This window comes from Phaeobacter sp. CECT 5382, assembly GCF_001457775.1.
Classification (GTDB): domain Bacteria; phylum Pseudomonadota; class Alphaproteobacteria; order Rhodobacterales; family Rhodobacteraceae; genus Pseudophaeobacter.
This window is the reverse complement of sequence record NZ_CYSG01000001.1, coordinates 307,703-331,448: the sequence shown is the minus strand read 5'-3', so window position 1 is coordinate 331,448 and position 23,746 is coordinate 307,703. Positions and strand designations below refer to the sequence as shown.

The 23,746-nt window shown below is 58.6% G+C and carries 20 protein-coding genes; 12 read left to right on the top strand and 8 right to left on the bottom strand.

Annotated elements, in window-relative coordinates:
* Positions 1–33: 33 nt before the first annotated feature.
* Positions 34–612: a TetR/AcrR family transcriptional regulator gene (locus PH5382_RS01550; protein ID WP_058332573.1), complete on the top strand. Its 579-nt coding sequence runs from the start codon at positions 34–36 to the stop codon at positions 610–612.
* A 198-nt stretch (positions 613–810) separates the two neighbouring features.
* Here the strand turns inward: PH5382_RS01550 and kynA are convergent, their stop codons facing one another.
* From kynA to PH5382_RS01530, 4 genes are all read right to left on the bottom strand, one after another.
* The gene (gene kynA, locus PH5382_RS01545) at positions 811–1,662 is read right to left on the bottom strand and encodes a tryptophan 2,3-dioxygenase (protein WP_058332572.1); all 852 of its coding nucleotides are present in this window, start codon (positions 1,660–1,662) and stop codon (positions 811–813) included.
* 148 nt (positions 1,663–1,810) lie between these two features.
* Entirely contained in the window at positions 1,811–3,004 is a 1,194-nt protein-coding gene (gene kynU, locus PH5382_RS01540; RefSeq protein WP_058332571.1) for a kynureninase, read from the bottom strand.
* 96 nt (positions 3,005–3,100) lie between these two features.
* Complete coding sequence (locus PH5382_RS01535) at positions 3,101–3,475, bottom strand: MmcQ/YjbR family DNA-binding protein (RefSeq protein ID WP_058332570.1); 375 nt, start codon at positions 3,473–3,475, stop codon at positions 3,101–3,103.
* Positions 3,475–4,227 carry an SDR family NAD(P)-dependent oxidoreductase gene (locus tag PH5382_RS01530; RefSeq protein ID WP_058332569.1) on the bottom strand — a complete coding sequence of 251 codons (753 nt, stop codon included), beginning with the start codon at positions 4,225–4,227 and terminating at the stop codon, positions 3,475–3,477. Before PH5382_RS01530 ends, PH5382_RS01535 begins: the two co-directional genes overlap by 1 nt.
* A gap of 164 nt (positions 4,228–4,391) precedes the next feature.
* Here PH5382_RS01530 and PH5382_RS01525 point away from each other — a divergent pair, with 164 nt between their 5' ends.
* From PH5382_RS01525 to PH5382_RS01505, 5 genes are all read left to right on the top strand, one after another.
* Complete coding sequence (locus PH5382_RS01525) at positions 4,392–5,360, top strand: MBL fold metallo-hydrolase (RefSeq protein ID WP_058332668.1); 969 nt, start codon at positions 4,392–4,394, stop codon at positions 5,358–5,360.
* A gap of 274 nt (positions 5,361–5,634) precedes the next feature.
* Entirely contained in the window at positions 5,635–6,084 is a 450-nt protein-coding gene (locus PH5382_RS01520) for a methyltransferase family protein (protein ID WP_058332568.1), read from the top strand.
* Between the two features lie 252 nt (positions 6,085–6,336).
* A complete protein-coding gene (locus PH5382_RS01515) occupies positions 6,337–7,908 on the top strand; it encodes a Re/Si-specific NAD(P)(+) transhydrogenase subunit alpha (RefSeq protein WP_058332567.1) in 1,572 nt (523 codons plus the stop codon).
* Between the two features lie 13 nt (positions 7,909–7,921).
* Entirely contained in the window at positions 7,922–9,355 is a 1,434-nt protein-coding gene (locus PH5382_RS01510) for an NAD(P)(+) transhydrogenase (Re/Si-specific) subunit beta (protein ID WP_058332566.1), read from the top strand.
* A gap of 319 nt (positions 9,356–9,674) precedes the next feature.
* Positions 9,675–10,955: a DUF3422 family protein gene (locus tag PH5382_RS01505; protein WP_058332565.1), complete on the top strand. Its 1,281-nt coding sequence runs from the start codon at positions 9,675–9,677 to the stop codon at positions 10,953–10,955.
* Here PH5382_RS01505 and PH5382_RS01500 read toward each other — a convergent pair.
* The 4 genes from PH5382_RS01500 to PH5382_RS01485 form a co-directional block, all read right to left on the bottom strand.
* Positions 10,891–11,976 carry a YeeE/YedE family protein gene (locus PH5382_RS01500; protein WP_058332564.1) on the bottom strand — a complete coding sequence of 362 codons (1,086 nt, stop codon included), beginning with the start codon at positions 11,974–11,976 and terminating at the stop codon, positions 10,891–10,893. The genes PH5382_RS01505 and PH5382_RS01500 overlap by 65 nt on opposite strands.
* A gap of 291 nt (positions 11,977–12,267) precedes the next feature.
* Positions 12,268–13,179 carry an ABC transporter permease gene (locus tag PH5382_RS01495; protein WP_058332563.1) on the bottom strand — a complete coding sequence of 304 codons (912 nt, stop codon included), beginning with the start codon at positions 13,177–13,179 and terminating at the stop codon, positions 12,268–12,270.
* A complete protein-coding gene (locus PH5382_RS01490) occupies positions 13,172–14,179 on the bottom strand; it encodes an ABC transporter permease (protein ID WP_058332562.1) in 1,008 nt (335 codons plus the stop codon). Before PH5382_RS01490 ends, PH5382_RS01495 begins: the two co-directional genes overlap by 8 nt.
* A 147-nt stretch (positions 14,180–14,326) precedes the next feature.
* On the bottom strand, positions 14,327–16,027 hold the full coding sequence (locus PH5382_RS01485) for a peptide ABC transporter substrate-binding protein (protein WP_058332561.1): 1,701 nt from the start codon (positions 16,025–16,027) through the stop codon (positions 14,327–14,329).
* A 409-nt stretch (positions 16,028–16,436) separates the two neighbouring features.
* Between PH5382_RS01485 and PH5382_RS01480 the strand changes: the two genes are divergently transcribed.
* The 6 genes from PH5382_RS01480 (at position 16,437) to PH5382_RS01455 (ending at position 23,662) form a co-directional block, all read left to right on the top strand.
* A complete protein-coding gene (locus PH5382_RS01480) occupies positions 16,437–18,257 on the top strand; it encodes an ABC transporter ATP-binding protein (protein ID WP_058332560.1) in 1,821 nt (606 codons plus the stop codon).
* 4 nt (positions 18,258–18,261) lie between these two features.
* A complete protein-coding gene (argE, locus tag PH5382_RS01475) occupies positions 18,262–19,428 on the top strand; it encodes an acetylornithine deacetylase (protein WP_058332559.1) in 1,167 nt (388 codons plus the stop codon).
* A 77-nt stretch (positions 19,429–19,505) separates the two neighbouring features.
* On the top strand, positions 19,506–19,991 hold the full coding sequence (locus PH5382_RS01470; protein WP_058332558.1) for a MarR family winged helix-turn-helix transcriptional regulator: 486 nt from the start codon (positions 19,506–19,508) through the stop codon (positions 19,989–19,991).
* Positions 19,992–20,044: 53 nt separating this feature from the next.
* Positions 20,045–21,211, top strand: a complete 1,167-nt coding sequence (locus PH5382_RS01465) for a M20 aminoacylase family protein (RefSeq protein ID WP_058332557.1) — start codon at positions 20,045–20,047, stop codon at positions 21,209–21,211.
* Between the two features lie 12 nt (positions 21,212–21,223).
* On the top strand, positions 21,224–22,393 hold the full coding sequence (locus tag PH5382_RS01460; protein WP_058332556.1) for a M20 aminoacylase family protein: 1,170 nt from the start codon (positions 21,224–21,226) through the stop codon (positions 22,391–22,393).
* 105 nt (positions 22,394–22,498) lie between these two features.
* Positions 22,499–23,662: a M20 aminoacylase family protein gene (locus PH5382_RS01455; RefSeq protein ID WP_058332555.1), complete on the top strand. Its 1,164-nt coding sequence runs from the start codon at positions 22,499–22,501 to the stop codon at positions 23,660–23,662.
* Positions 23,663–23,746: the final 84 nt, after the last annotated feature.

Sequence of the window (23,746 nt, the reverse complement as noted above, 5' to 3'; positions counted from 1 at the left end):
TGACATTTTTCACCCAAAGTGTCAGATGGAGATATGAGCACCGCAAATCCCGATCCAAAAACTCAAATCATCCTTCAGGCCGCCTGGGAGGGTTTTTCCGCCTATGGGTTTCGCAAGACCTCAATGGATGACATAGCGCGCGGTGCGGGCATGTCACGCCCGGCGCTCTATCTGCATTTCAAAAACAAGGAGGCGATTTTTCGCGCCCTGGTCGAAGGCTATTATGCCACCGCCCGTGCCGAGATCACTGCTGCTTTGCAGGTCGACGGCGCGCTGTCGCAAAAGCTCGCGCGTGCCTTTGCCGCACATGGTGGCGAAACCATGGAGGCGATGATGACTTCGGCGCATGGGATGGAGTTGTTTGAGGCCAGTATGAGCGTGGCGGGTGAGGCGATTGAGGCCGGTGAAGCAAGCCTTCGTGATCTTTACACAGATTGGTTGGCCGATGAGGCCGCGCAGGGACGTCTGCGCCTGAGCGGCGAGGCGTGCGACATGGCCCGCCTGTTCTGCGCTTGTCTGAAAGGGGTGAAACATACCTCCCAGAGCTTTGAGACCTACCGTCGTGGTGTGCAAGACTATGCTGCACTTTGTGCGCAGGCATTGCAGCTCTAGGCCTTTTTGGGAAACCCGACTGTGAACCGGAAAAGGGGCCCATTTCTTATTTGGTCTTATTTGGCCCCGTTTTCTGTTACGGCCAAGTTTGACTGAAAGAGCTGCCGCGCCGCGTGAAACGCGGCGCCGGGCCCAACGGGATGTGGCATTTCCAATGCCGAAAGACGGGCGGGAGCCCGCCGTTATATCTGTGTGAGGCTAGAGTGTTGTGCGCAGGTGCCAGAGTTCAGGAAACAGTTCCACCTCCAGCATGCGTTTCAGGTAGTTCACCCCGCCGGTGCCACCGGTGCCGCGTTTGAAGCCGATGACCCGTTCGACGGTGGTCACGTGATTAAAGCGCCAGCGGCGGAAGTAATCCTCGAAATCCACCAGTTTTTCCGCCAGCTCATACAGCTCCCAATGGGCCTCAGGGGCGCGGTAGACTTCGGACCAGGCGGCCTCTACCGCATCACTGGCCTGATAGGCCGCAGATAGATCGCGGGTGATGACCTCCTCGGGGAGGGCAAAGCTCTGATGCAGAGCCTGTAGTGCGACATCATAAAGCGACGGCTGGGCGAGTTCATTCTCAAGCAGGGCCACCAGATCGGGGCGGTGTGCATGCGGTTTCAGCATCGCCTTGTTGCGGTTGCCCAGCATGAATTCAATCTGCCGGTACTGATGTGATTGAAACCCCGAACTTTGCCCCAGGGCGTCGCGGAACGCGGTATAATCCGACGGCGTCATGGTGCGCAGCACGTCCCAGGCCGAATTCAGCTGTTCAAAAATGCGCGCCACCCGTGCCAGCATTTTGAAGGCCTGACGAAATTCACCTGCGATCAACCGTGCACGGGCGGCCTGCAATTCGTGAATGGCCAGCCGCATCCATAGCTCAGAGGTCTGGTGTTGGATGATGAAAAGCATCTCATCATGAGTGTCGCTCCAGGTCTTCTGGGACGTCAGCAACATGTCCAGCGACAGGTAGTCACCATAGGACATACGCCCGTCAAAATCCATCTGGGCGCCATCGTCAGCCGGATTGAAAGGGCAGTTTGGGGTCTTGGAATCGCTCATCGGATCCCTCCTTTTCCTAGATATTATCGTGTTCAGGGAAAGGTGGAGATCCTTTTATTCAACGCACCACTTTGGGCCAGGCGGCGCCACTGCGCTACCCAGCCAAAGGGCCGGCACAGGGGCAAGGCCTTTGTGCCAAGACAGCTCATCAGGTCACGGCCGCGCGGATTTTATATTCGGGGCGGTCCCATAGGCGGTTGTTCATCACGTCGGCGATAATTTCGACCGCGCCGTCCACGTCTGCCTCGTCGATATACAGCGGGGTAAAGCCAAAGCGCATAATGTCAGGCGCGCGGAAATCGCCGATCACGCCGCGGGCAATCACGGCCTGCATCGCAGCATAGCCATTTTCAAAGGCAAAAGAGACCTGGCTGCCGCGCGCAGTGCCATCCCGGGGGGAGGCCAGCGTCAGTTCCGGGCATTTTGCCTCGACCCCAGCAATGAAGCGATCACACAGGGCAATGGATTTGGCCCGGACATCCGCCATCTCAACCTGATCCCAGATATCCATCGAGGCCTCAAGCGCGGCCAATTGGATGACAGGCGGGGTGCCGACGCGCATGCGTTCGATGCCAGTGCCGGGGCGGTAGTCCAGATCAAAAGCAAAAGGGGCTTCATGCCCTAGCCAACCAGACAGCGCCGGACGTGCAGTATCGACGTGGCGGGGTGCCACATAGATGAAGGCCGGGCCGCCGGGACCAGAGTTGAGATACTTATAAGAACAGCCCACCGCAAAATCCACCTTGCAGCCAGCCAGATCGACCGGCAGCGCGCCTGCGGAATGGGCCAGATCCCAGACTGTGACCACGCCTTTGGCATGGGCCAGCTCGGTCAGGGCCTTCATGTCGTGCCTGCGTCCCGACCGGTAGTCGACTTCGGTGAGCATCAGCACGGCAAGGTCATCGGTGATATTGTTGGCGACATCCTCGGGGTTCACCACCCGCAGCTCATAATCATCGCCAAGCGATTTCAGCAGCCCCTGCACGATATAGAGGTCTGAGGGAAAGTTGCCGTTGTCCGACAGGACCACTCGGCGGCCGGGGTTTAGCTCCAGTGCCGAAGCGACGGCCTGATAGACCTTGATCGATAGGGTGTCGCCCATCACCACATGGCCCGCTTCGGCCCCGATCAGCCGCCCAATACGGTCGCCGACCGATGTGGGCTTCTGCATCCAGCCAGCCTTGTTCCAGCCGGTGATCAGCATCTTGCCCCATTCGTCCTCGATCATCGAGGCAACACGATCCTTGGCGGCCTTGGGCAGGGGGCCAAGAGAGTTGCCATCGAGATAGATCATCCCCTCAGGCAGGTCGAACATTGCCTTGGTGGCAGCAAAATCAGTCATGAGAGCCTCGCTGGGTCGTGCATTTACTTCAAGCTTAAAGCTTTTGATATTTCGTATCCGATCCGCGCAGGCCTGTCCAGTGCCTGATACGACGTTCTAAGTGTTTGACACCGGGTCGGGAATGCCCAGTTCAACCCGCTTCTTTTTGGAAAGTCCCGCCGTTACCATCTGATAGGAGAGAGTGATGCAGTCGCGCAGCTCTTCGTCTGTCAGGCCATCATCGGCGTATTGCTGCAGCCATTTCATCCCGCGTGAGGCGAGATAGGGGGCGGGGCGCACCCCTGGGCGTGATTGCAGGACCTCATAGGCGATCTCGCCTGCCTTGAAGGTAAAGGCGTCGTCACCATCGGCCCAGCCGCAGACGGCAAAGAGCTTGCCGCCTGCTTTCCAGACATCGGAATTGCCCCATTGCACCACATGCTCCGCCGCTTGGAATGTGGCGCAGAACTGGTTGAATTCCGCCCGGTTCATCAGGTTTGCCCACCTGCAATTTCGATGGTCTGGCCGTTGATCGACTGCGATCCGGGACCGCACAGCCAAAGCGCTGCAGCTGAGACCTCTTCGGGTTCAATCAGGCGCTGGTGGCGGTTGGCATTGACCATGACCTTCAGCGCTTCATCTTCACTGATGCCAGCGCGGGTCGCGATCGAGGAGATGTTGCGATCCACAATCGGGGTGTCGACATAGCCCGGGCAGATGGCATTCACGGTGAAAGCGGTGCCCATGTAGTCTTCGCTCAGCGCGCGGGTGAGACCAATCATGCCGTGTTTGCTGGCACTGTAGCAGGCGCCGCCTTTCAATCCGCGCAGCCCGGCGATCGAGGCCACGGTGATGACCCGGCCCCAGTCGGTCTGATGCATCGATTTCAGACATTCGCGAATGGTCAGAAACGCGCCGTCCAGATTGGTTGCCATCATGTTGCGCCAGAACTCCATCGAGGTCTTGTGCAGGGCTTTGCCTTCGGCGACGCCAGCATTGGCGACACAGATCTGAATGGGGCCGCGTTCGTTCACGGCGGCTTCGATCTTGGCCACCACATCGGCTTCGTCGCGCACATCCATGGCCATCGGAAACAGGCCTTCGGTTGCGACCTCTTCCAGCACCTCCTGGCGGCGCCCGGTGATGGTCACCTTGGCGCCCTGATCGGCCAATGCTTTAGCGATGGCCAGGCCGATGCCGGTGCCGCCGCCGGTGACCAAAGCATGCTTTCCTGTCAGGTTCATTGTTCTTTCCTCCCGTTTTGCGCCAGCCTATCCGGGGCAGGGCAAGGCGCAAGCGCGCCGTTCCGTCACAGCCAGAGGCAGTGGCAGCGATGGGGGATTTACAATCATATTCGCAAGTGTGAATAGTTATGGCGAAAATTGCATGAATGATCTGGGAGGCAGGAATGAATTTTGCATCGATTACACAGAGGATAGCCCTCGCACTGGCCACGACAGCCATCGCAACCGCGACCACCGCCAGTGATGATATCGCAGACCAGTACCCCCAGTCAGAGCTCTATTCAAAGCCGGTTGAGGTGATCCCGCATGTGTTTTCCGCCATCGGCGCTACGGCACCTCCTCGATATGAAAACGCAGGGCACAACAACAACCTGTCGTTCATCGTGACGGATGCAGGCGTTGTGGTGGTGAATGCAGGCGCATCAGATGCGCTGGCCGCGGCCTTGCATGCCGAGATCAAAGCGCAAACGGATCAACCTGTTGTGCTGGTGATCAATGAAAACGGTCAGGGTCACGCCATGCTGGGCAATGGCTATTGGCGCGACCTGGGCGTTGATGTGTTGGCCCATGCCGACGCCATTGCCGAAACCAAAAAGAACGGCGATTTCATTCTTCAGCGAATGCAGAGCTACAACAAGGACCGGGCAGGCGACACGCGTATTGAGCATGCTAACCTCAGCTTTGAGGATCGATATGACCTGACGCTGGGCGGGGTCAAGATCGAGGTGCTGCATCTGGGACCTGCCCATGATCCCGGTGATCTGCAGGTCTGGATTCCCGAATGGAAAATGATGATTGCCGGCGATATTGCCTTTCACGAACGCATGTTGCCAATCTTTCCCCATACCTGCACCAGCTGCTGGATCGAGACTTGGGTTGAAAAGCTGGAACCGATGAACCCGACCTATCTGGTGCCGGGTCACGGCCATCCCACCAATCTGGCCCAGGTCCGGCGCTATACGCTGGATTATCTGACGGATCTGCGGGCCAAGATCGGTGCCCATATTGAGGACGGCGGTGATCTCGCTGAGGCCTATTATGTCGATCAGGATCAGTGGCGTCGTCTCGACACCTTTGATGAGCTGGCGACCAAGAATGCCGGCCGCGTATATGAGGAAATGGAGTGGGAGTAACATTTCCGACAGAAGTATAGCATTGACGCCGTAAGGGGCTCATTTTGTCGCAGAAGGCGCGCGGTACGTTGCGGGTCGGAACAGAGTCGTGAATTGTCGGGAATGCATAGGTGTTTCGTCCTTTTCTTTTGTCAGTCTCTCGCCAGGTCCCTATGGGATCTGGACCTTGTTGGCTGATCCGGAAAAGGTGCAGCGGTGCAAAACCTGTAGCACGAAACCTCTGATTTGCGGTCCTGTTGGCCAAAGTTTGTAGCCTGATAGAGAGAATGCTCGAATGAAATGGATTGATATCCCACCAGTCTGGCTTGGTGCCTGTGTTGCCCTAGCCTGGGCGCAGGCGACATATCTGCCGTTTGGACTGGGGTTTGGAGAGATCTGGGCGGATCTTCTGGGCGGGCTTCTGGTTGGCGGTGGTCTGGTGCTGATGCTTTTGGCCCTGACCGAAATGCGTCGTCAGAAAACAACGATCATGCCACATGAAACTCCGTCACAGCTGGTTCAGTCAGGGATTTTCACCCGCAGCCGCAATCCGATTTATCTCGGCGATGTCCTGATCCTGGCCGGGTTGATCCTGCGTTTTGATGCAGTTCTCTGCCTGCCACTGATCCCGATCCTGACCTGGGTGCTGGAAAAGCGCTTTATCATCGGGGAAGAGGACAGAATGCGACGCACGTTCCGGGCGGACTGGGCCAGATACGAAGCAAAGGTGCGCCGATGGCTGTAAGACCGGCTTTGGCCGCAGGCTCTAGAAGCCGTGGAACGCCTGCAGACAGGTTGGCGACAAACAGGTCACGCAGGGAAGTGGTTGCAAAATCGGCTTCCATTGCGTTGACTGGTGCAGAAATGCGGCAACGCGGCAGTGAAATGCGGCGACGCAGCGAAACGCTTGCGCAAAGATGTTGCGCAATATAGCTAGAATATTTGCGATCCGAACCCGGCCGATGTCGGCACGGGCGAGACGAGGGGGACCGACAAGGTGAAAATTGGAACACCCAAAGAGGTGATCAACGGCGAGGCGCGTGTCGCCATGACGCCCGATTCTGCGCGTCAGTTGCAGAAACTGGGTTACGACTGCGCCATTGAAAGCGGTGCCGGGCAACTGGCCGGCTTTAGTGATGCCACCTACGAGGCAGCCGGGGTTGAGGTGATCAAGACCGCTGCGGCGCTGTGGAAGGCATCAGACATCATCGCCAAGGTGCGCCAGCCCAACGAGGCTGAGCTGAAACGCCTGAATTCGAAGAAGACGCTGATCTCCTTCTTCAATCCCGGTGGCAACGAAGAAGGCCTGGAGCTGGCCAAATCCAAAGGCGCCAGTGTGGTTGCCATGGAAATGGTGCCGCGTATCAGCCGGGCGCAAAAGATGGACGCGCTGTCGTCGATGGCCAATATCGCGGGCTACCGCGCGGTCATTGAGGCGGGCAACAACTTTGGTCGCTTCTTTACCGGCCAGATCACGGCTGCGGGCAAGGTGCCCCCAGCCAAGGTTCTGGTGGTTGGCGCTGGTGTGGCCGGTCTGGCTGCTATCGGTACCTCGACCAGCCTTGGCGCGATTACCCTGGCCTTTGACGTGCGTCCCGAAGTGGCGGAACAAGTCGAAAGCATGGGCGCCGAGTTCGTCTATCTCGACTTCGAAGAAGATCAGGCAGATGGTGCGGCAACCGGTGGCTACGCCTCTGTGTCCAGCCCCGAGTTCCGCGAAGCCCAGCTGGCCAAGTTCCGCGAATTGGCACCCGAGGTGGATATTGTTATCACCACGGCACTGATCCCCAACCGCGAGGCTCCTGAGCTCTGGACCGAAGACATGGTTCAGGCGATGAAGCCCGGTTCGGTCATTGTCGACCTTGCGGCGGAAAAGGGCGGCAACTGCAAGCTCACCATGATGGACGAAAAGATCGTGACCGACAATGGCGTGACCATTATCGGCTACACCGACTTCCCATCGCGCATGGCGGCGCAGGCTTCGACGCTTTATGCCACCAACATTCGCCACATGATGACCGACCTGACCCCTGAAAAAGACGGCCAGATCAATCACAACATGGAAGACGACGTCATCCGTGGCGCCACCGTGACCCATGGTGGTGAAATCACTTTCCCGCCGCCACCACCTAAAGTGGCTGCAATCGCTGCCAAACCCAAAGAGGTGGTGCCGGAACTGACGCCCGAAGAAAAACGCGCCGAAGAGGTTGCGGCTTTCAAGGCGGCGACCAAGCAGCAGGTGACCCTGCTGGCCGTTGGCGGTGCGCTATTGCTGGCTGTTGGCCTAGTGGCCCCTGCCAGCTTCATGCAGCACTTCATCGTCTTTGTTCTGTCGGTCTTTATCGGCTTCCAGGTGATCTGGGGTGTGGCGCACAGCCTGCACACACCGTTGATGGCGGTGACCAATGCGATCTCCTCGATCATTATTCTGGGGGCCCTGATGCAGATCGGATCGGGCAGCTTCCTGGTGATCCTGCTGGCGGCGCTGTCGGTCTTTATGGCGGGTATCAACATCTTTGGTGGCTTCCTCGTCACCCGGCGCATGCTTGCCATGTTCCAGAAATCTTAAGGAGGCTACAGAGATGGAATATGGATTTACCACTGCTGCCTACGTGGTTGCAGCTGTTCTCTTCATCCTGTCGCTGGGTGGGCTTTCCGGTCAGGAAAGCGCCAAGCGCGCGGTTTGGTACGGCATTGTCGGCATGGCCCTTGCGGTTTTTGCAACCTTGGTCGGGCCGGGCTCGGGCCTGTGGCTGCTGTCGATCCTGCTGATCGCAGGCGGCGGTGCCATTGGTTATCAGCTGGCAACGCGGGTTCAGATGACCCAGATGCCGGAACTGGTGGCTGCGATGCATTCGCTGGTTGGTCTGGCGGCGGTCTTTGTGGGCGTGATTGCCCATGTTGAGCTGGGTCGTGTCCTGGCGATGGACGCCGAACAGAAACAGGCGCTTGAAGGTTTTGCCAAGCTTTTGGCCAAAAAGGACGGCGTTGAAGTCTCGATCCTTCGGGTTGAGTTGTTCCTCGGCATCTTTATCGGCGCGGTGACCTTCACCGGCTCCGTCGTGGCCTATGGCAAACTGGCAGGCAAGCTGACCTCGGCGGCGACCAAGCTGCCCGGTGGTCATATGCTGAATGCCGGCGCTGGCGCGCTGTCGCTGATCTCGCTGATCTGGTACTTCAACACCGGTGGTCTGCTGCCGCTGGCGCTGATGACCCTGGCGGCCTTGTTCATTGGCTATCACCTGATCATGGGCATCGGCGGCGCCGATATGCCTGTCGTGGTCTCGATGCTGAACAGCTATTCCGGCTGGGCTGCTGCCGCGATCGGCTTTAGCCTTGGCAATGACCTGCTTATCGTTGTGGGGGCTCTGGTTGGCTCCTCGGGTGCGATCCTGAGCTACATCATGTGTAAGGCGATGAACCGCTCGTTCATCTCGGTGATCCTTGGCGGCTTTGGTGGTACCACCGGCCCGCAGATGGAGGTCGAAGGCGAACAGGTGGCAATCGATGCCGATGGTGTCGCAACCGCGCTGGAAGAAGCCGACAGTGTCATCATCATCCCCGGTTACGGCATGGCGGTTGCTCAGGCGCAACAGAACGTGGCAGAGCTGACCCGCCGCCTGCGTGCCAAAGGCAAAAACGTGCGGTTCGCTATCCACCCCGTTGCGGGGCGTCTGCCGGGCCACATGAACGTGCTGCTGGCCGAGGCCAAGGTGCCTTATGACATCGTCATGGAAATGGACGAGATCAACGAGGACTTCCCGGAAACCGACGTAGCGATCGTTATTGGCTCCAATGACATCGTCAACCCGGCGGCACAGGAAGACCCCAACTCGCCCATCGCCGGCATGCCGGTTCTGGAGTGCTGGAAGGCCAAGCAGGTCTTTGTTTCCAAGCGTGGCCAGGGCACCGGCTACTCTGGTATCGAGAATCCGCTGTTCTTCAAAGAGAACACCCGGATGTTCTATGGCGATGCCAAGGCCAGCCTCGATCAGCTACTGACGCTGATCCAGTAAGGTCGAAATATTCCATTCAAAGGGCGCGCCAGAGAGATCCGGCGCGCCCTTTTGTTTTGTGACTCTACGCAACAGCTTGGCAGTGCCCAATAGAAGTTTCCTATAAAGGACCATCCGTCTTGCCTTGGCACGCAGCAGATATTGGTTAAGCGGAGGGGCAAGTCGCCATTGGGATGAAATGCGGCCATCCAATTGAGCTAACCGGCGGAAAAGGACCATTGTATACGAAGGTATTCGTCTAACGCATTGAAATAAAAGAACTCTGTACAGATTTTGCGCATTAAGCTATGCTCACTCCCACTTTGTTGGAGACCCGCCCATGCCCCCGATCCAGGATCACCCCTTGCGCTATCATCTCGCGAACGAGCTGCACGCACGTCCCTTTCCGGCGATGCAAAGCCCGAGCACGGTGATCTATCTGGCGGTGAAACAGCCCAAAGAAGCAGTGCATCGTGACCGTACGCTGGATCTGGCGCATCTGCGTGCCTTGCTGGACCGTCACGGTGCCGCACACCCGCAGCCAGGGTCTACGCATCACTCGGCGCAGCTGGGGCGCTACACGCTGAAATGGGAACAGCACACAGAATTCGTCAGCTATACGCTCTATGGCGATGGCGTCAGCGAGCGCGCCTTTGATCCGGCGGATTTTGATATTTTCCCATCTGATTGGCTGACGGAGGCCCCTGGTCAGCGCGTGACCTCACTGATGATGCGGATCCTGCCGCGACCAGATCCCGATGACATCCGCGCCAAACTGCAGGACTGGTTCGTACCCGAAAGCCTGGCAGTGGCCGAGGTTCTCGATGACAGCGCGGTCGTGGCGGGCGATTTTCGCATTGATCCGGCCGGGCATATGCGGGTCGCGGGGGTTGCCCATGCCACCACCGGCAGCCAGCGCATCGGTCGCGGGGGGCCGCGGCTCTGCGAGATCGAGACCTATCGCGCCATGTCGATGCTGGGCTTTTCCCGCGCCCGCGGTCTGGCGCCGACAATTGGCGCCCTGGACACCTATCTGAGCGAGATGATGGCTGAGATGACCTCGGACACGGTTCCGGCGGAACAGACGCTGACGCAGCTTCTGCAGGTCTCTGCTCAGCTGGAGGCAATGGCCGCGCAATCGGCTTTTCGCTTTGGGGCCACTGGCGCCTATGAGGCGTTGGTCAACCAGCGGATCAGTCTTTTGCGTGAGACGCGTCATGGCGGCTTTCAGATGTTTTCGGAATTCATGCTGCGCCGCTATGAGCCGGCCATGCGCACGGTGAAATCCACCGAGAAACGCATTGCTACCCTGGCGGATCGGGCACGGCGCGGCGGAGAGCTTTTACGGACGCGTGTGGATGTGGAGCGCAGCGCGCAGAACCAGGCGCTGTTGGCGAGCATGGATCGCCGGGCCGATCTGGCGCTGCGGTTGCAGCACACGGTCGAAGGACTGTCGGTGGTGGCGATCAGTTATTACGCAGTCTCGCTAGCTGCCTATCTGATGTATCCCCTCGCGGATGTTATGGGCATCAGCAAGGGGATGATGACGGCGATGATCACGCTGCCGGTTGTGGGGCTGGTGTGGCTTGCGGTGCAGCGGGTGCGAAAGAAGCTGCATTAGCACGCCTTTGCAGCAGCCGGTGTGCGGCCCAGCCACCCAGACCTATGGAGGTCAGCGCCAGCAGTGCAGCGACGCCGAGCGTGGAAATCCCGGCGAGCCCGGCCCCAAGGGTACAGCCGCCGGCCAGAACACCGCCAAACCCCATCAGGGCAGCACCCAGCATGTAGCGACCGGTTTGACGCGGGTTTTCAAAGCTCTGCCATTGGAATTCGCGGCGCAACAGTGCGGCGATCAGGGCACCGCCAAGTGCGCCTGCCATCAAGCCGGGGCCAAACCCTGCAGGCACTGCACTGGCAGCGATGACGTAGAACAGCCCTTCGGTCATGGGTGCTGTGAAGGACAGGCTTTCCATAGCGATGGGGTCGAATTCATCAAACAATACAAAACCGGTGCCGACCCAGGCCAGTGGGACCAAGGCACCGATCAGCGCGCCGCCCAGCAGGGCTGTTGCCCGGTTTTCGGACCGTAGCGCCAGCCAAAGGGCGGGCAGGGCAATCGCTAGGCTCCAGACCTGGGCACCACCGGGCAGGGCTGCCAGCGAGGCTGCATCGCCTAACGGAACGGTATAGCCGCTCACAAGGGTGCGCAGCGGCGCCAGAACACCTTTGAGCGTGGCGTGGGCGATGATGGCGAAGATACCGACACAGAGCAATGCGCGCAGGTTGCCAGTCGCGGACAAGACTGTGAGACGGGATATGCAGCCGCGCGTCAGCACCATGCCGGTGCCGAACATGACGCCCCCCAGAACAATCGCCAGCAGCGGTAGGTCTGAGGCAAGCAGGCGGTGGCCCTCGAAATTGATCCAGCCCATGGCCACAGAACCCTGGGTGCCAAGCACGGAGACTGCCAGTGCCAGTGCCCAGACGCCTGCGGCCTGACGGCGATCCTCGCCAACCACAGCGCGGCGGAAACAGAAACGGGTGATCTGCGCCAGAAGGCCAAAGACAAGCCCGAGCCCGAGGGCAAACAGGACAGAGACCTCGCGAGCACTGGTGTCTTCAAATCCAAAGGTTTCAAACATTGGTATCTCCTGTGGAGTGGCTTGCTGGGAGGGGTGCAGCAAAGGGTGGAGTTGGAATTATCTCCCGAAATGGCCGGGAGGTTTCAGCAAAGCAAGGAGTCCTTTGCCGCTCAGCCTTGGTTGTTGTGGGAAATAATTCCACTGCAGGCGGTTTGACAGGGATGGCGGTTTTCTGAACTTCTGGCGCGCAAAACAAAGTGGCCGCCCCCGAGGGAGCGGCCAAATGTCATGTTCTTATTTGAATATGTCTCAGTGATCCGCTGATTTTAGCCGCCGGATCTTGAAACGCTTCTAACGGCCGCGAATCCGTGGATCCAAGGCATCGCGTAGGCCATCACCGAGGTAGTTCACGCTCAGTACTGTCAGCGAGATCGCCATGCCGGGCCAGAACACCCGTTCGGGGTATTGCTGTAGATAGTCAGTCGCATCAAACAGCAGCCGTCCCCAGGTCGGGAAATCCGGCGGAAAGCCCAGGCCCAGGAACGAGAGCGAGCTTTCGGTGATGATCGCCGTCGCGATACCCAGCGTCGCTGAAACCATGATCGGAGACAGCACATTGGGCAGGATGTGACGGGTGACCAGCTTGTTGTCTGGTGTGCCGATAGAGCGGGCTGCCATCACAAACTCGCGTTCCTTGATGGCCAGAACATCACCGCGCACGATCCGCGCAGTTGGCATCCAGGAGGTGATCCCGATGGCCCCGACGATGAGGATGAAAATCCCCTGTTCCGGTCCAAAGGCGGCGTTCAGCGGTTCGCGGAACAACAGCATCATCACCAGTAGCAAAGGCAGCAAGGGCAGGGCCAGAAACAGATCCGTCAGCCGCATCAAAGGCCCGTCGAGCCGCTTGAAGAAGCCAGCCAGTACGCCAATGAAAGAGCCGAGAAACAGCGCCAGCAGCATCGCGGTGAGACCAACCGAAACCGAGGTCGACCCACCGGCCATCATCCGGGCCAGCATATCGCGCCCCAGCTGGTCGGTGCCAAAAGGATGCGCCCAGCTGGGGCCCTGATTACGGGCACGGATGTCAATATGGGTAGCCTCAATGTCCCAGATCAACGGCCCCAGATAGACAGAGGCCACGATAAGCAGGAACAGGATACCGCCCATCAAAGCGCCGCGGTGCGATTTGAACTGGTCCCAAACATCCAGCCACTGGCTGCGCGGCGGGTTGCTGGGAATGGGATTGCTAAGATCAGTCATAGCGGATCCTCGGGTCTAGAATACCATACAGAACATCGGCGATCAGGTTGAACAGCACGATGAGCACGGCAAAGATAAAGGTGAGCGTCTGCACCATCGGCAGGTCATTGGCTTGGATCGCACCAATCAGCAGCTGGCCGATACCATTCACCTTGAATACCTGCTCGGTGATGATGGCGCCGCCAAAGATCGCAGGGATCCCCAAGGCAATCACGGTAACCACCGGGATCATCGAGTTCCTGAGCACATGCACCATGACTACGACATATTCGCTGAGCCCCTTGGCGCGGGCGGTACGGACATAATCCTGGTTGAGGTTGTCCAGCATCGAGGCCCGCATGAAACGGCTGAGCTGTGCGGTAATCTGCAGGGCCAGAACCATGACGGGCATGATCATCTGTCGCAACTGGTAGACAAAGCTGTCCCAGCTGTCGACCACATGGGTGGTGTCATAAATCGACGGGAACCAGCCCAGCTGTACCGAGAAGATCACGATCACCAAAACGCCGGAAAAGAAGGGCGGCACGGAGAACCCCACCATGGAGACGAAAGTCCCCATTTGGTCGAACCAGCTGTACTGGCGATAGGCGGAATAGATACCGATAGGCAGCGCAATGATGATAGCGACGACATAGGCGGTGCCCACAACCCACAGGGTCTGCGGCATGCGCTGGATGACGATATCCATCACTGGCGAACGGGTCTGCCAGGAGATGACCCGCAGATCACCCTGCGAGAATGTGGTGCCAAAGTAATGGTCGATCATCACCTGGGGTTCGATCCAGAAGAACTGAACCAGCCATTTCCAGAACCGGATCGGCGCGGGTTGGCCAAGGCCAAGCGCTTCGCGCATCTTTTCTTTGACTTCAGGGGGAACAGTAAGGGGAACCTGGGCCATCGGGTCGCCCGGGGCGAGCTCGAGCAGCAGAAAAATCACGAGACTGATGAACAGCAATGTCGGAACCGACAGGATCAGTCGCCTGATTGTAAAGGTCAGCATGGGGTGTGCGCCTTTTGTTATTTGTTGTTGTTGATTGGGGCAGAGGGAGGAGCCACTGCCAAAGTGCAGGTGCGGTAGAACGGATCGCAGCACTCAAGGCAAGAGGCCCCGGTGATATCACCGGGGCCTCGTTAGGCTCTGGACCACTTACTTGATGCGATACCAGTCAGCAGCATTCCAGATTTCGCTGTCCCAAACGTTCAGCACAACACCGCCAAGAGTATTGGCATGTGCTGAAAGACGGCCACGGTGAACCAGCGGGATCATACCGCCGTTTTCAACGATGATGTCATTGAGACGCTTGGAGATTTCGGCACGGGCTGCGGCACCGGCTGTGGTTGTCAGCTCAGCATGCAGCTTGTCGAACTCTTCGTTACAGAAGCGCGAGATGTTCTCACCCTGCCACTGCGATGCAGGAGTAGGTGCCTTGTCGCACAGACCGTTGGCCAAGTAGGACTGAGGGTCGGTGCCGTTGAAGGTATTTGCATACATTTCAACGTCAGCATAGAACTTCTGGAAGGTGTCGGGCGAGCCGGGATCACCACCAAAGAACACGGAGCCGCTGAGGTTACGCAGTTCGGATTCGATACCGATTTCGCTCCACCACTGTTTGATCAGCGCCTGGAAATCCTGACGCACGGCATTGGTCGAGGTCTGGTACAGGATCTTCATTGGAACGCCAGCAGGGGTTTCGCGTACGCCGTCACCATTGGTGTCTTTGTAGCCCGCTTCGTCCAGCATCGCGTTTGCAGCTGCGATGTCTTGCTTGTCGCAGGTGAAAGTGTCGGAATTCACCGCCGCAGGAGCCGGGATCCAGTTACAGGTGACTTTACCCGCTTTGCCGTAGCCGATTTCGACCAGCAAAGGACGGTCGATCGCCAGCGACATGGCTTTGTAGACGGCAGGGTCGCCCAAGAAGGGGTGCGGACGGATCACCGAACGCTCATCCGGGCCAAGCGCCGGATCAGGGTTGGTGTTGTTTAGCATGATGCGCTCAACCAGCGGGCCGAAACCAGCGACGGGGGTACCTTTGCCGGCTGCTTCCATGCGGGCAATGACTTCGGGTGCCAGCTGCAGGTTCCAGGCGTAGTCGAATTCGCCGGTTTCCATTACGGCACGACCAGCAGCGGTTGCGTCGCCGCCCCCTTTGAACAGGACCTTGGCAAAGGCAGGCTTGGCCGGGTCACGGTAGTTCGGGTTGGCTGACAGGGTGATCACGTCGTTTGGTTTGAATTCATCAACCACAAAGGGGCCGGTGCCGATGGGGCCAAAGTTGGCCTCGGTGCATTCAGGTGCTTTGGCGCCCATGCAGTTGGCGAACTGGGCTGCCTGGATGATGGGGCTTTCACCGCCAACGAAGGGGCCATAAGGGAAGGGGGTAGGCTTTGCGAAGGTGACTTTGACGGTCAGATCGTCCAGCGCTTCAACCGAGCTCACGCCTTCGTATTTTGTAACCTGGGCACAGCCGCCTTCGGGATCCATGCAGTAGTCGGCAGTGAATTTCACGTCGTTGGCAGTGAAGGCAGAGCCATCGGACCATTTGAGGCCGGGGGCAATTTTCCAGGTGATGGTGGTCAGATCTTCGCTGACGCCGCCATTTTCAACCGTTGGGATCTCGGCGGCCAGGAAAGGCACCATCTCACCAACTTCGTTGTAGCGCGCCAGAGGTTCGATAACCAGCGAGGCGGCTTCGACGTCTTTGGTACCACCAGAAAGGAAGGGGTTCATGATCGAGGGCGCTTGCCAATAGATGATATTGACCTGGCCGTCGGAGCCGCGCTCGGCAAAGGCCGCAGGCGCGATAGCAGCCGAGGCGATGGCTCCCATCAATAGGGTTTTGAGTTTCATTACACTCTCCTTGTCGGACACATTACGTGTCTTTTTGTGCCAGGCGTCAGTCGGTCCCGGCTTGTTGCCGCATCGCTGCGGATATGAGGTCGCTCTGCTCAGGATCATTTATGGGAACAATTGCAACTGAGCGTTTTCAAAAGAATTCGATCAATTAACGAACACCGCTCCCCAAGCAGATACTGGCCGTATCGAAACAGAGTTTGAGGAAAATGCAAGCCTTACCGTCGGGAATTTTCCGCGATAGATTTGACGGGACGTCCGGGATAGTCTTAGATCCCGTCCTCATACTAAACGCGAACTATACGAGAGTATAACAGCGAAAATCTGCGTCTTAGGCGCCAAATAAACATCAATGCGACACTGGTTCAAAGGCCTGTGGAACGCGGATTAACAAGGGGAAGACCGGGTGCTGGATCAACCAATTGCACAAATTAAGGGCTTGCGAGTCGAATTTCAGACCAAAGACGGCCCGGTTGTTGGCGTCGAAAACGTCTCGTTTGACGTCAACCCCGGAGAAACCGTCTGTGTGGTTGGCGAATCTGGCTCGGGAAAATCGGTTTCCTCGCTGTCTTTGATGCGACTGGTCGAGTTTGGCGGTGGTGAAATCGCGGCCGGAGAGCTGATGTTTGATCGCGGCGATGGCGCCCTGCAAGACCTCGCAGATGCCTCCGGTGACCTGATGAAAGAGATTCGCGGTAACGAGATTGGCATGATCTTTCAGGAGCCGATGACCGCGCTGAATCCGGTGTTTACCGTTGGCCGTCAGTTGACCGAAGGGCTGCGTGTCCACAAAAACATGAATAAATCAGAGGCCGAGGCCCGCGCACTTGAGCTGCTTGTCCAGGTCCGTATTCCTGAACCGGAACGCCGCCTGAAGCAGTATCCGCACGAATTGTCGGGCGGGATGCGTCAGCGGGTGGTGATCGCCATGGCCATGGCCTGTGAGCCGCGCCTTTTGATCGCGGATGAGCCGACAACGGCGCTGGATGTGACCATTCAGGCCGAAATCCTCGCCTTGATGGACCGCCTGAAGCGCGAAACCGGCACGGCAGTGATGTTCATCACCCATGATATGGCCGTGGTGGCGCAGATGGCTGACCGCGTTGTCGTCATGTTCCGCGGCAACAAGGTCGAAGAAGGCACCGTTCAGGAGATCTTTGAAAACCCGCAGCACGACTACACTAAGGCGCTGTTGGCCGCGGTGCCAAAGCTGGGTGAGATGCAGGGCAAAGCCTATCCCGAACCGATGAAGCTGATGGGCGTTGAGGATCAGAAAATCGCACCAATCACCGGCAGCGACGAGGTGCTGCTCAATGTGGAGCACCTCACCACGCGCTTTCCGGTCAAAGGTGGCTTGCTGCGGCGCACCGTGGCCAATGTGCATGCGGTTGAAGATGTCTCTTTCAAGGTGTTCAAGGGCCAAACCCTGTCATTGGTTGGCGAATCCGGTTGTGGGAAATCCACTGCCGGGCGGTCGATCCTGCGTCTGGTTGAACCTCAGTCCGGCAAGGTCGAATTCGAGGGGCGCAATATTCTGGATTTGAACCATGCCGATATGCACAAGGCGCGGCTGGACATGCAGATGATCTTTCAGGATCCCTTCGCCTCCCTGAACCCGCAGATGCAGCTGCTGGATCAGGTGGCTGAACCTTTGCACAACTATGGTCTCGCTTCGGGGTCCGAACTGCAGGATCGGGTGGCCACCCTGTTTGACCGGGTGCAGCTGCCGCGCAGTTTCATGCGCCGCTACCCGCACGAGATGTCCGGTGGTCAGCGTCAGCGCATCGCCATTGCCCGTGCCTTGGCGTTGAACCCGAAACTCATTGTCGCAGACGAGGCCGTATCGGCACTGGATGTGTCGGTGCAGGCGCAGGTGTTGAACCTGATGATGGAACTGCAGGCGGATCTGGGGCTGTCTTTCCTGTTCATCAGCCACGATATGGCGGTGGTCGAACGAGTCAGCCATCAGGTTGGCGTGATGTATCTGGGCCGCATCGTTGAGCTGGGCCCCCGCGCGCGGGTGTTTGAAAACCCGCAGCACGCCTATACGCAGGCGCTGATGAAAGCGGTTCCAATCGCTGATCCGCATCGTCGCAAAAGCGAGAAGGATCTGAACTTCAAACCGATTCCCTCTCCCATCCACGGTCTCGATTATCAGCCAGAGCCCTCGCAATATCTTGAGGTCGAACCGGGGCATTTCGTGCTTACCACCGACAGCGGGTACTGACTCGATGACGACAGTTTTGACGCCGCTCCAGATCATGGAGCATCTTGTTGCTTTCCCGACGGTGAGTCGCGATAGCAACCTGCCGCTGGTTGATTGGGTTCAGGGGTATCTGTCCGATCAAGGGATTGCCTCGCATCGTTGGGTCGACCCGGATCAGCCGCACAAGGCGGCCGTCTTTGCCCATGTCGGCCCTATGGTCGAAGGCGCGATTGTACTCTCAGGGCATACGGATGTGGTGCCGGTCGATGGCCAGCCCTGGGATACGGATCCTTTCACCGTGGTCGAACGCGACGGCAAGTATTTCGGCCGCGGCACCTGCGACATGAAAGGCTTTGACGCGCTGGCGATCTGGGCCTTGGTCGCGGCACATCAGCGTGGTGTGAAACGACCTTTGCAACTGGCGCTCAGCTTTGACGAAGAAATCGGCTGCACCGGGGCGCCGCCCATGATCGAGGCGATGCAGCCACTGCTGCCCAAAGGTTCGGCCGTTATTGTGGGCGAGCCTTCGATGATGCAGGCCGTGACCGGTCACAAGGGGGGCACAGGATACCGCACGCATATGATCGGGTTCGAGGTGCACAGCTCGCTGATGCACACCGGCGTCAGCGCCATCATGCAGGGGGCGCGTCTGATCGACTGGGCCAACCAGCGCAACGCTGAAAACATGGCCCGCGAGCCGGGAGAGATGCAGGCCCTGTTCAACCCGCCCTTTACCACCTGTCACGTGGGCATGATATCGGGTGGCACCGCCCATAACATCACCGCCAAGGACTGCGAATTCATGATGGACTTCCGCGTGGTGCCCGGTGAACAGGCAGGGGATTGGGAAGCCGCCTATCGCCAGCGTGTGCAAGAGATCGAAGCGGAGATGCAGGCGGTCCACCCCGAGGCGCGTATCGAGATAGAAAAATCCTTTGACGTGCCCGCCTTGGTTCCCGAGGAGAGGGGTGAGGCCGAAGCACTGGTGCGTAGCCTGACTGGTGACAATGCAACCCATGTCGTCAGCTACGGCACAGAAGCCGGGCAATTTCAGGCGGCGGGCTATTCGGCGGTGATATGTGGTCCCGGTGATATCGCTCAGGCGCATCAACCCAACGAATTCATCACAGTTGCACAACTTAATGCCGGCCATGATTTCATGAGAAAACTGGTTGAGAGAATGTCTGAATAACCTTTCGGGTAGAGACGGGATCCCGCGCAGAAAGGTATCCATGATCAGGCCGGGAAAAACAGAAAGCCGGGGGAATAATGTCCGATATTGATAGGGACGAAGCCGAAACAGACCTGCCGCGCGGAATCTATGAGGACATAGATTTTGCGGTTCTGGTGCAGATCGCGGGGCGCATGATTGCGCAATACGTTGAGGCGATTGGCAAGGATCTCGGCCTGTCTGCGGGCCATCTCAGTGTGTTGGGCATGGTGCGCCGCAAGCCCGGACTGGTGCAGAATGTCTATGGGTCGATCCTGGCGATCAATGATGCCACTTTGGGCCGCTATGTGGACAAGCTTGCCGAACGGGGCCTGCTGCGCCGTGAACGCTGTGACGAAGATCGCCGGACCGTACGCCTGACGCTTACAGATGAAGGTATGACCTTCATTCTTGAGGTCAAAACGCGTCTCTCTGGCGTTCAGGACGACATCACCGCTCGACTTAGTGCTCCGGAAATTGCGCAGCTGCAGGCCAACCTCGTCACCTTTTTGTCCGCCGAAGGCCCCGATTTGCAAGAAGCGTAGACAAGCCTATTTTACTTTTGTACCAATCATCTCAAATGATAGGAGTTGCGCCTGTGCCAATCAAAAACAGATTTGCCGAAATGCAGGAAGAGATCACCGCCTGGCGGCGCCACCTGCATGAGAATCCCGAACTTATGTACGAAGTCCACAAGACGGCGGCCTTTGTCGTCGACCAGCTGAAGGGGTTCGGCGTCCGCGATATCACCACGGGCATTGGCCGCACGGGCGTTGTTGCTGTCATTGAGGGCAAGACCAATACCTCCGGTCGCGTTATTGGCCTGCGAGCTGATATGGATGCGCTGCCCATCCATGAGGCCTCGGGGGTGGACTATGCGTCGAATACGCCCGGCGTGATGCATGCCTGTGGCCATGACGGCCATACGGCGATGCTGCTGGGCGCGGCAAAATACCTGTCTGAGACGCGTAATTTCGATGGTAAGGCCGTGCTGATCTTTCAACCCGCCGAAGAGGGCGGCGCTGGCGGGCTGGAGATGTGCCAGGACGGGTTGATGGACCGCTGGGGCATTCAGGAGGTTTACGGGCTGCACAACATGCCGGGCATGCCAGTGGGGGAATTCGCCATTCGCCCTGGTGCTTTGATGGCCTCCTCGGATGAGTTCGAGATCAATGTGACCGGCAAGGGCGGCCATGCGGCAGCCCCGCATGATTCGATTGACACCACGCTGGTGGCCTCGCAGATCGTGGTCTCGCTGCATTCGATCGTGTCGCGCAATGTTGACCCGATCAAACGCGTGGTACTGACCGTTGGCACTTTTGAAACCGACAGTACGGCGTCAAATGTGATTGCCCATACTGCCAAATTGCAGGGCACGGTGCGTACGCTCGATACCGAATATCGCACCCTGGCCGAAGACTGGGTCCGTCAGGTCGCGACCGGCACAGCTGCGGCCTTTGGCGCCACGGCCGAGGTCATCTGGTCGCCCAGCTATCCGGTTACTGTCAATTCTGACGTTGAAACCGGCTATGCGATTGAGGCGGCCCGCGCAGTCGGGGCTGCGGTGGATGAGGACACGCCTCCCATCATGCCGTCGGAAGATTTTTCCTACATGCTCGAAGAGCGCCCCGGCGCCTATATTTTTCTTGGCAACGGGGACACAGCCATGTGCCACCACCCGGCCTATGTCTTTGATGACGAAGCCATTCCGCTGGGCTGCAGCTGGTTTGCAGAGCTTGTCGAACGACGAATGCCAGCGACCTGAAGGAGACGCGCGATGCCAGTCAGAAACCGAATTGCAGATCTGCACGCGGAGGTGACGGCCTGGCGCCGCGACATCCACGAAAACCCCGAAATTCTGTATGAAACCCACCGCACCAGCGCGCTTGTGGCAGAAAAGCTCAAAAGCTTTGGCTGTGATGACGTGGTGACCGGCATTGGTCGCACCGGGGTTGTGGCGGTAATCCGTGGCCGCACGGATACCGTGGGGCGGGCCATCGGATTGCGCGCCGATATGGATGCGCTGCCGATGCAGGAACATACCGGGCTGGAGCATGCCTCCAAAACACCGGATGCAATGCATGCCTGTGGCCATGATGGCCACACGGCGATGCTGCTGGGAGCGGCGAAATACCTGGCCGAGACGCGCAATTTCGACGGCACGGCGGTGGTGATCTTTCAGCCCGCCGAAGAAGGCGGCAATGGCGCCGAGGCAATGTGCAAAGACGGCTTGATGGAGCGCTTTGGCATCGACGAGGTCTATGCGATCCACAACGCGCCTGGGCTTGAATTGGGCAAATTCACTATCCGTCCCGGCCCGATCCTAGCATCCGTGGATGAGTTCACCTTGAGCCTGCAGGGGCGTGGCGGCCATGCTGCCAAACCGCAGGAAACTGTCGATACTTCGGTGATGATGTCTCATATCATTTGCGCGCTGCAGACCGTGCTGTCGCGCAATGTCGACCCAGTGCTGCAAGGCGTTCTCTCGGTGACCTCGGCTGAGACCTCCTCCAAGGCCTTTAACGTGATTCCGGATCGCGCTGAGATCCGCGGCACCGTTCGCACTCATTCCCCCGAGGCGCGCAAGCTTATCCCCGAACGGATCCAGGCCATTGCCGATGGTATTGCCCAGACATTTGGCGGCTCGGTAGACCTTTCCTTCCATCTGGGGGTGCCGGTGACAATCAATGACGACGCGGCAGCGGATTTTGCCCGTCTAGCTGCGGAAACGGTTTCTGGTGCCGGCGCCTGCAAAGAGGCGGACCTTTCTATGGGGGGCGAAGATTTCTCCTTCATGTTGCAAGAGCGTCCCGGCGCGATGATCCAGTTGGGCAACGGCCCATCAGCTGGGCTGCACCACCCGGAATATGATTTCAACGACGAGGCCATTCCAACCGGTATCAGCTGGTTTGCCGAGGTTGTCGAACAACGCATGCCCATCGCCTGAGGGCCCGTGGCCTGAGGGCTCACCGCCCAAGGGCTATGCCAACAAAGCCATTCAAAACAAACCCGGACCAAAGTTCCGGGGCATCAAATACCAAGGAGAGTTTCCATGCCGGTCAAGAACCGCTTTGCCGAATTGCAGAATGAAATCACCGCCTGGCGCCGTGACATCCACGAAAACCCCGAGATCCTGTTTGAAACCCACCGCACCAGCGCGCTGGTCGCCGACAAGCTCAAGGAGTTTGGCTGTGATGAGATCGTCACCGGCATTGGCCGCACCGGCGTTGTCGGTGTGATCAAAGGTAAATCCGACAGCTCAGGCAAGGTGATTGGCCTGCGCGCCGACATGGATGCGCTGCCAATCCACGAAGCGACCGGACTGGACTATGCTTCCAAGACCCCCAACGCCATGCATGCCTGTGGCCATGACGGTCACACGGCGATGCTGCTGGGCGCGGCCAAATACCTGTCCGAGACGCGCAACTTCGATGGAACCGTTGTGGTGATCTTCCAGCCTGCCGAAGAAGGCGGCGGCGGCGGCAAGGAAATGTGCGACGACGGCATGATGGAGCGCTGGGGGATCCAGGAAGTCTACGGCATGCACAACTGGCCGGGTAAACCCACAGGCGCCTTTGCCATCCGTTCTGGTGCGTTCTTTGCCGCAACCGACCAGTTCGACATCACCTTCGAGGGGCGCGGCGGCCATGCGGCGAAGCCACAGGAAACCATCGATACCACAGTGATGTCGGCGCAGGCCGTGCTGGCGCTGCAGACGATTGCGTCGCGCAACGCCGATCCGGTTGAGCAGATCGTGGTGTCGGTCACTTCGTTTGAGACCTCCTCCAAGGCCTTTAACGTGATCCCGCAGCGGGTGCAGATCAAAGGCACCGTGCGCACCATGTCGAGCGAGATCCGCGATCTGGCGGAACAGCGTATCAAGGAAATCTGCGCAGGGGTTGCAGCCACCTATGGCGGCACTGCGGATGTGACCTATCACCGGGGTTATCCGGTCATGGTCAACCATGAAGAGCAGACAGAATTTGCCGCCAAGGTCGCCACTGGAATTGCGGGTGACTGCGAAGAGGCTCCCCTGGTCATGGGCGGCGAAGATTTCGCCTTTATGCTGGAAGAACGTCCGGGCGCCTATATTTTGGTCGGCAATGGCGACAGTGCGTCGGTGCACCACCCGGAATATAATTTCAACGACGAAGCCATCCCGGCTGGCTGCAGCTGGTGGGCCGAGATCGTCGAGCAGCGGATGCCATCTGCTTGATCGGGATGCCTACACAGTAGGCGACAATTAGAAAAGGCCCGGCATCTGCTGGGCCTTTTTTGTTCTGCAAAACAAAAGGGAGCA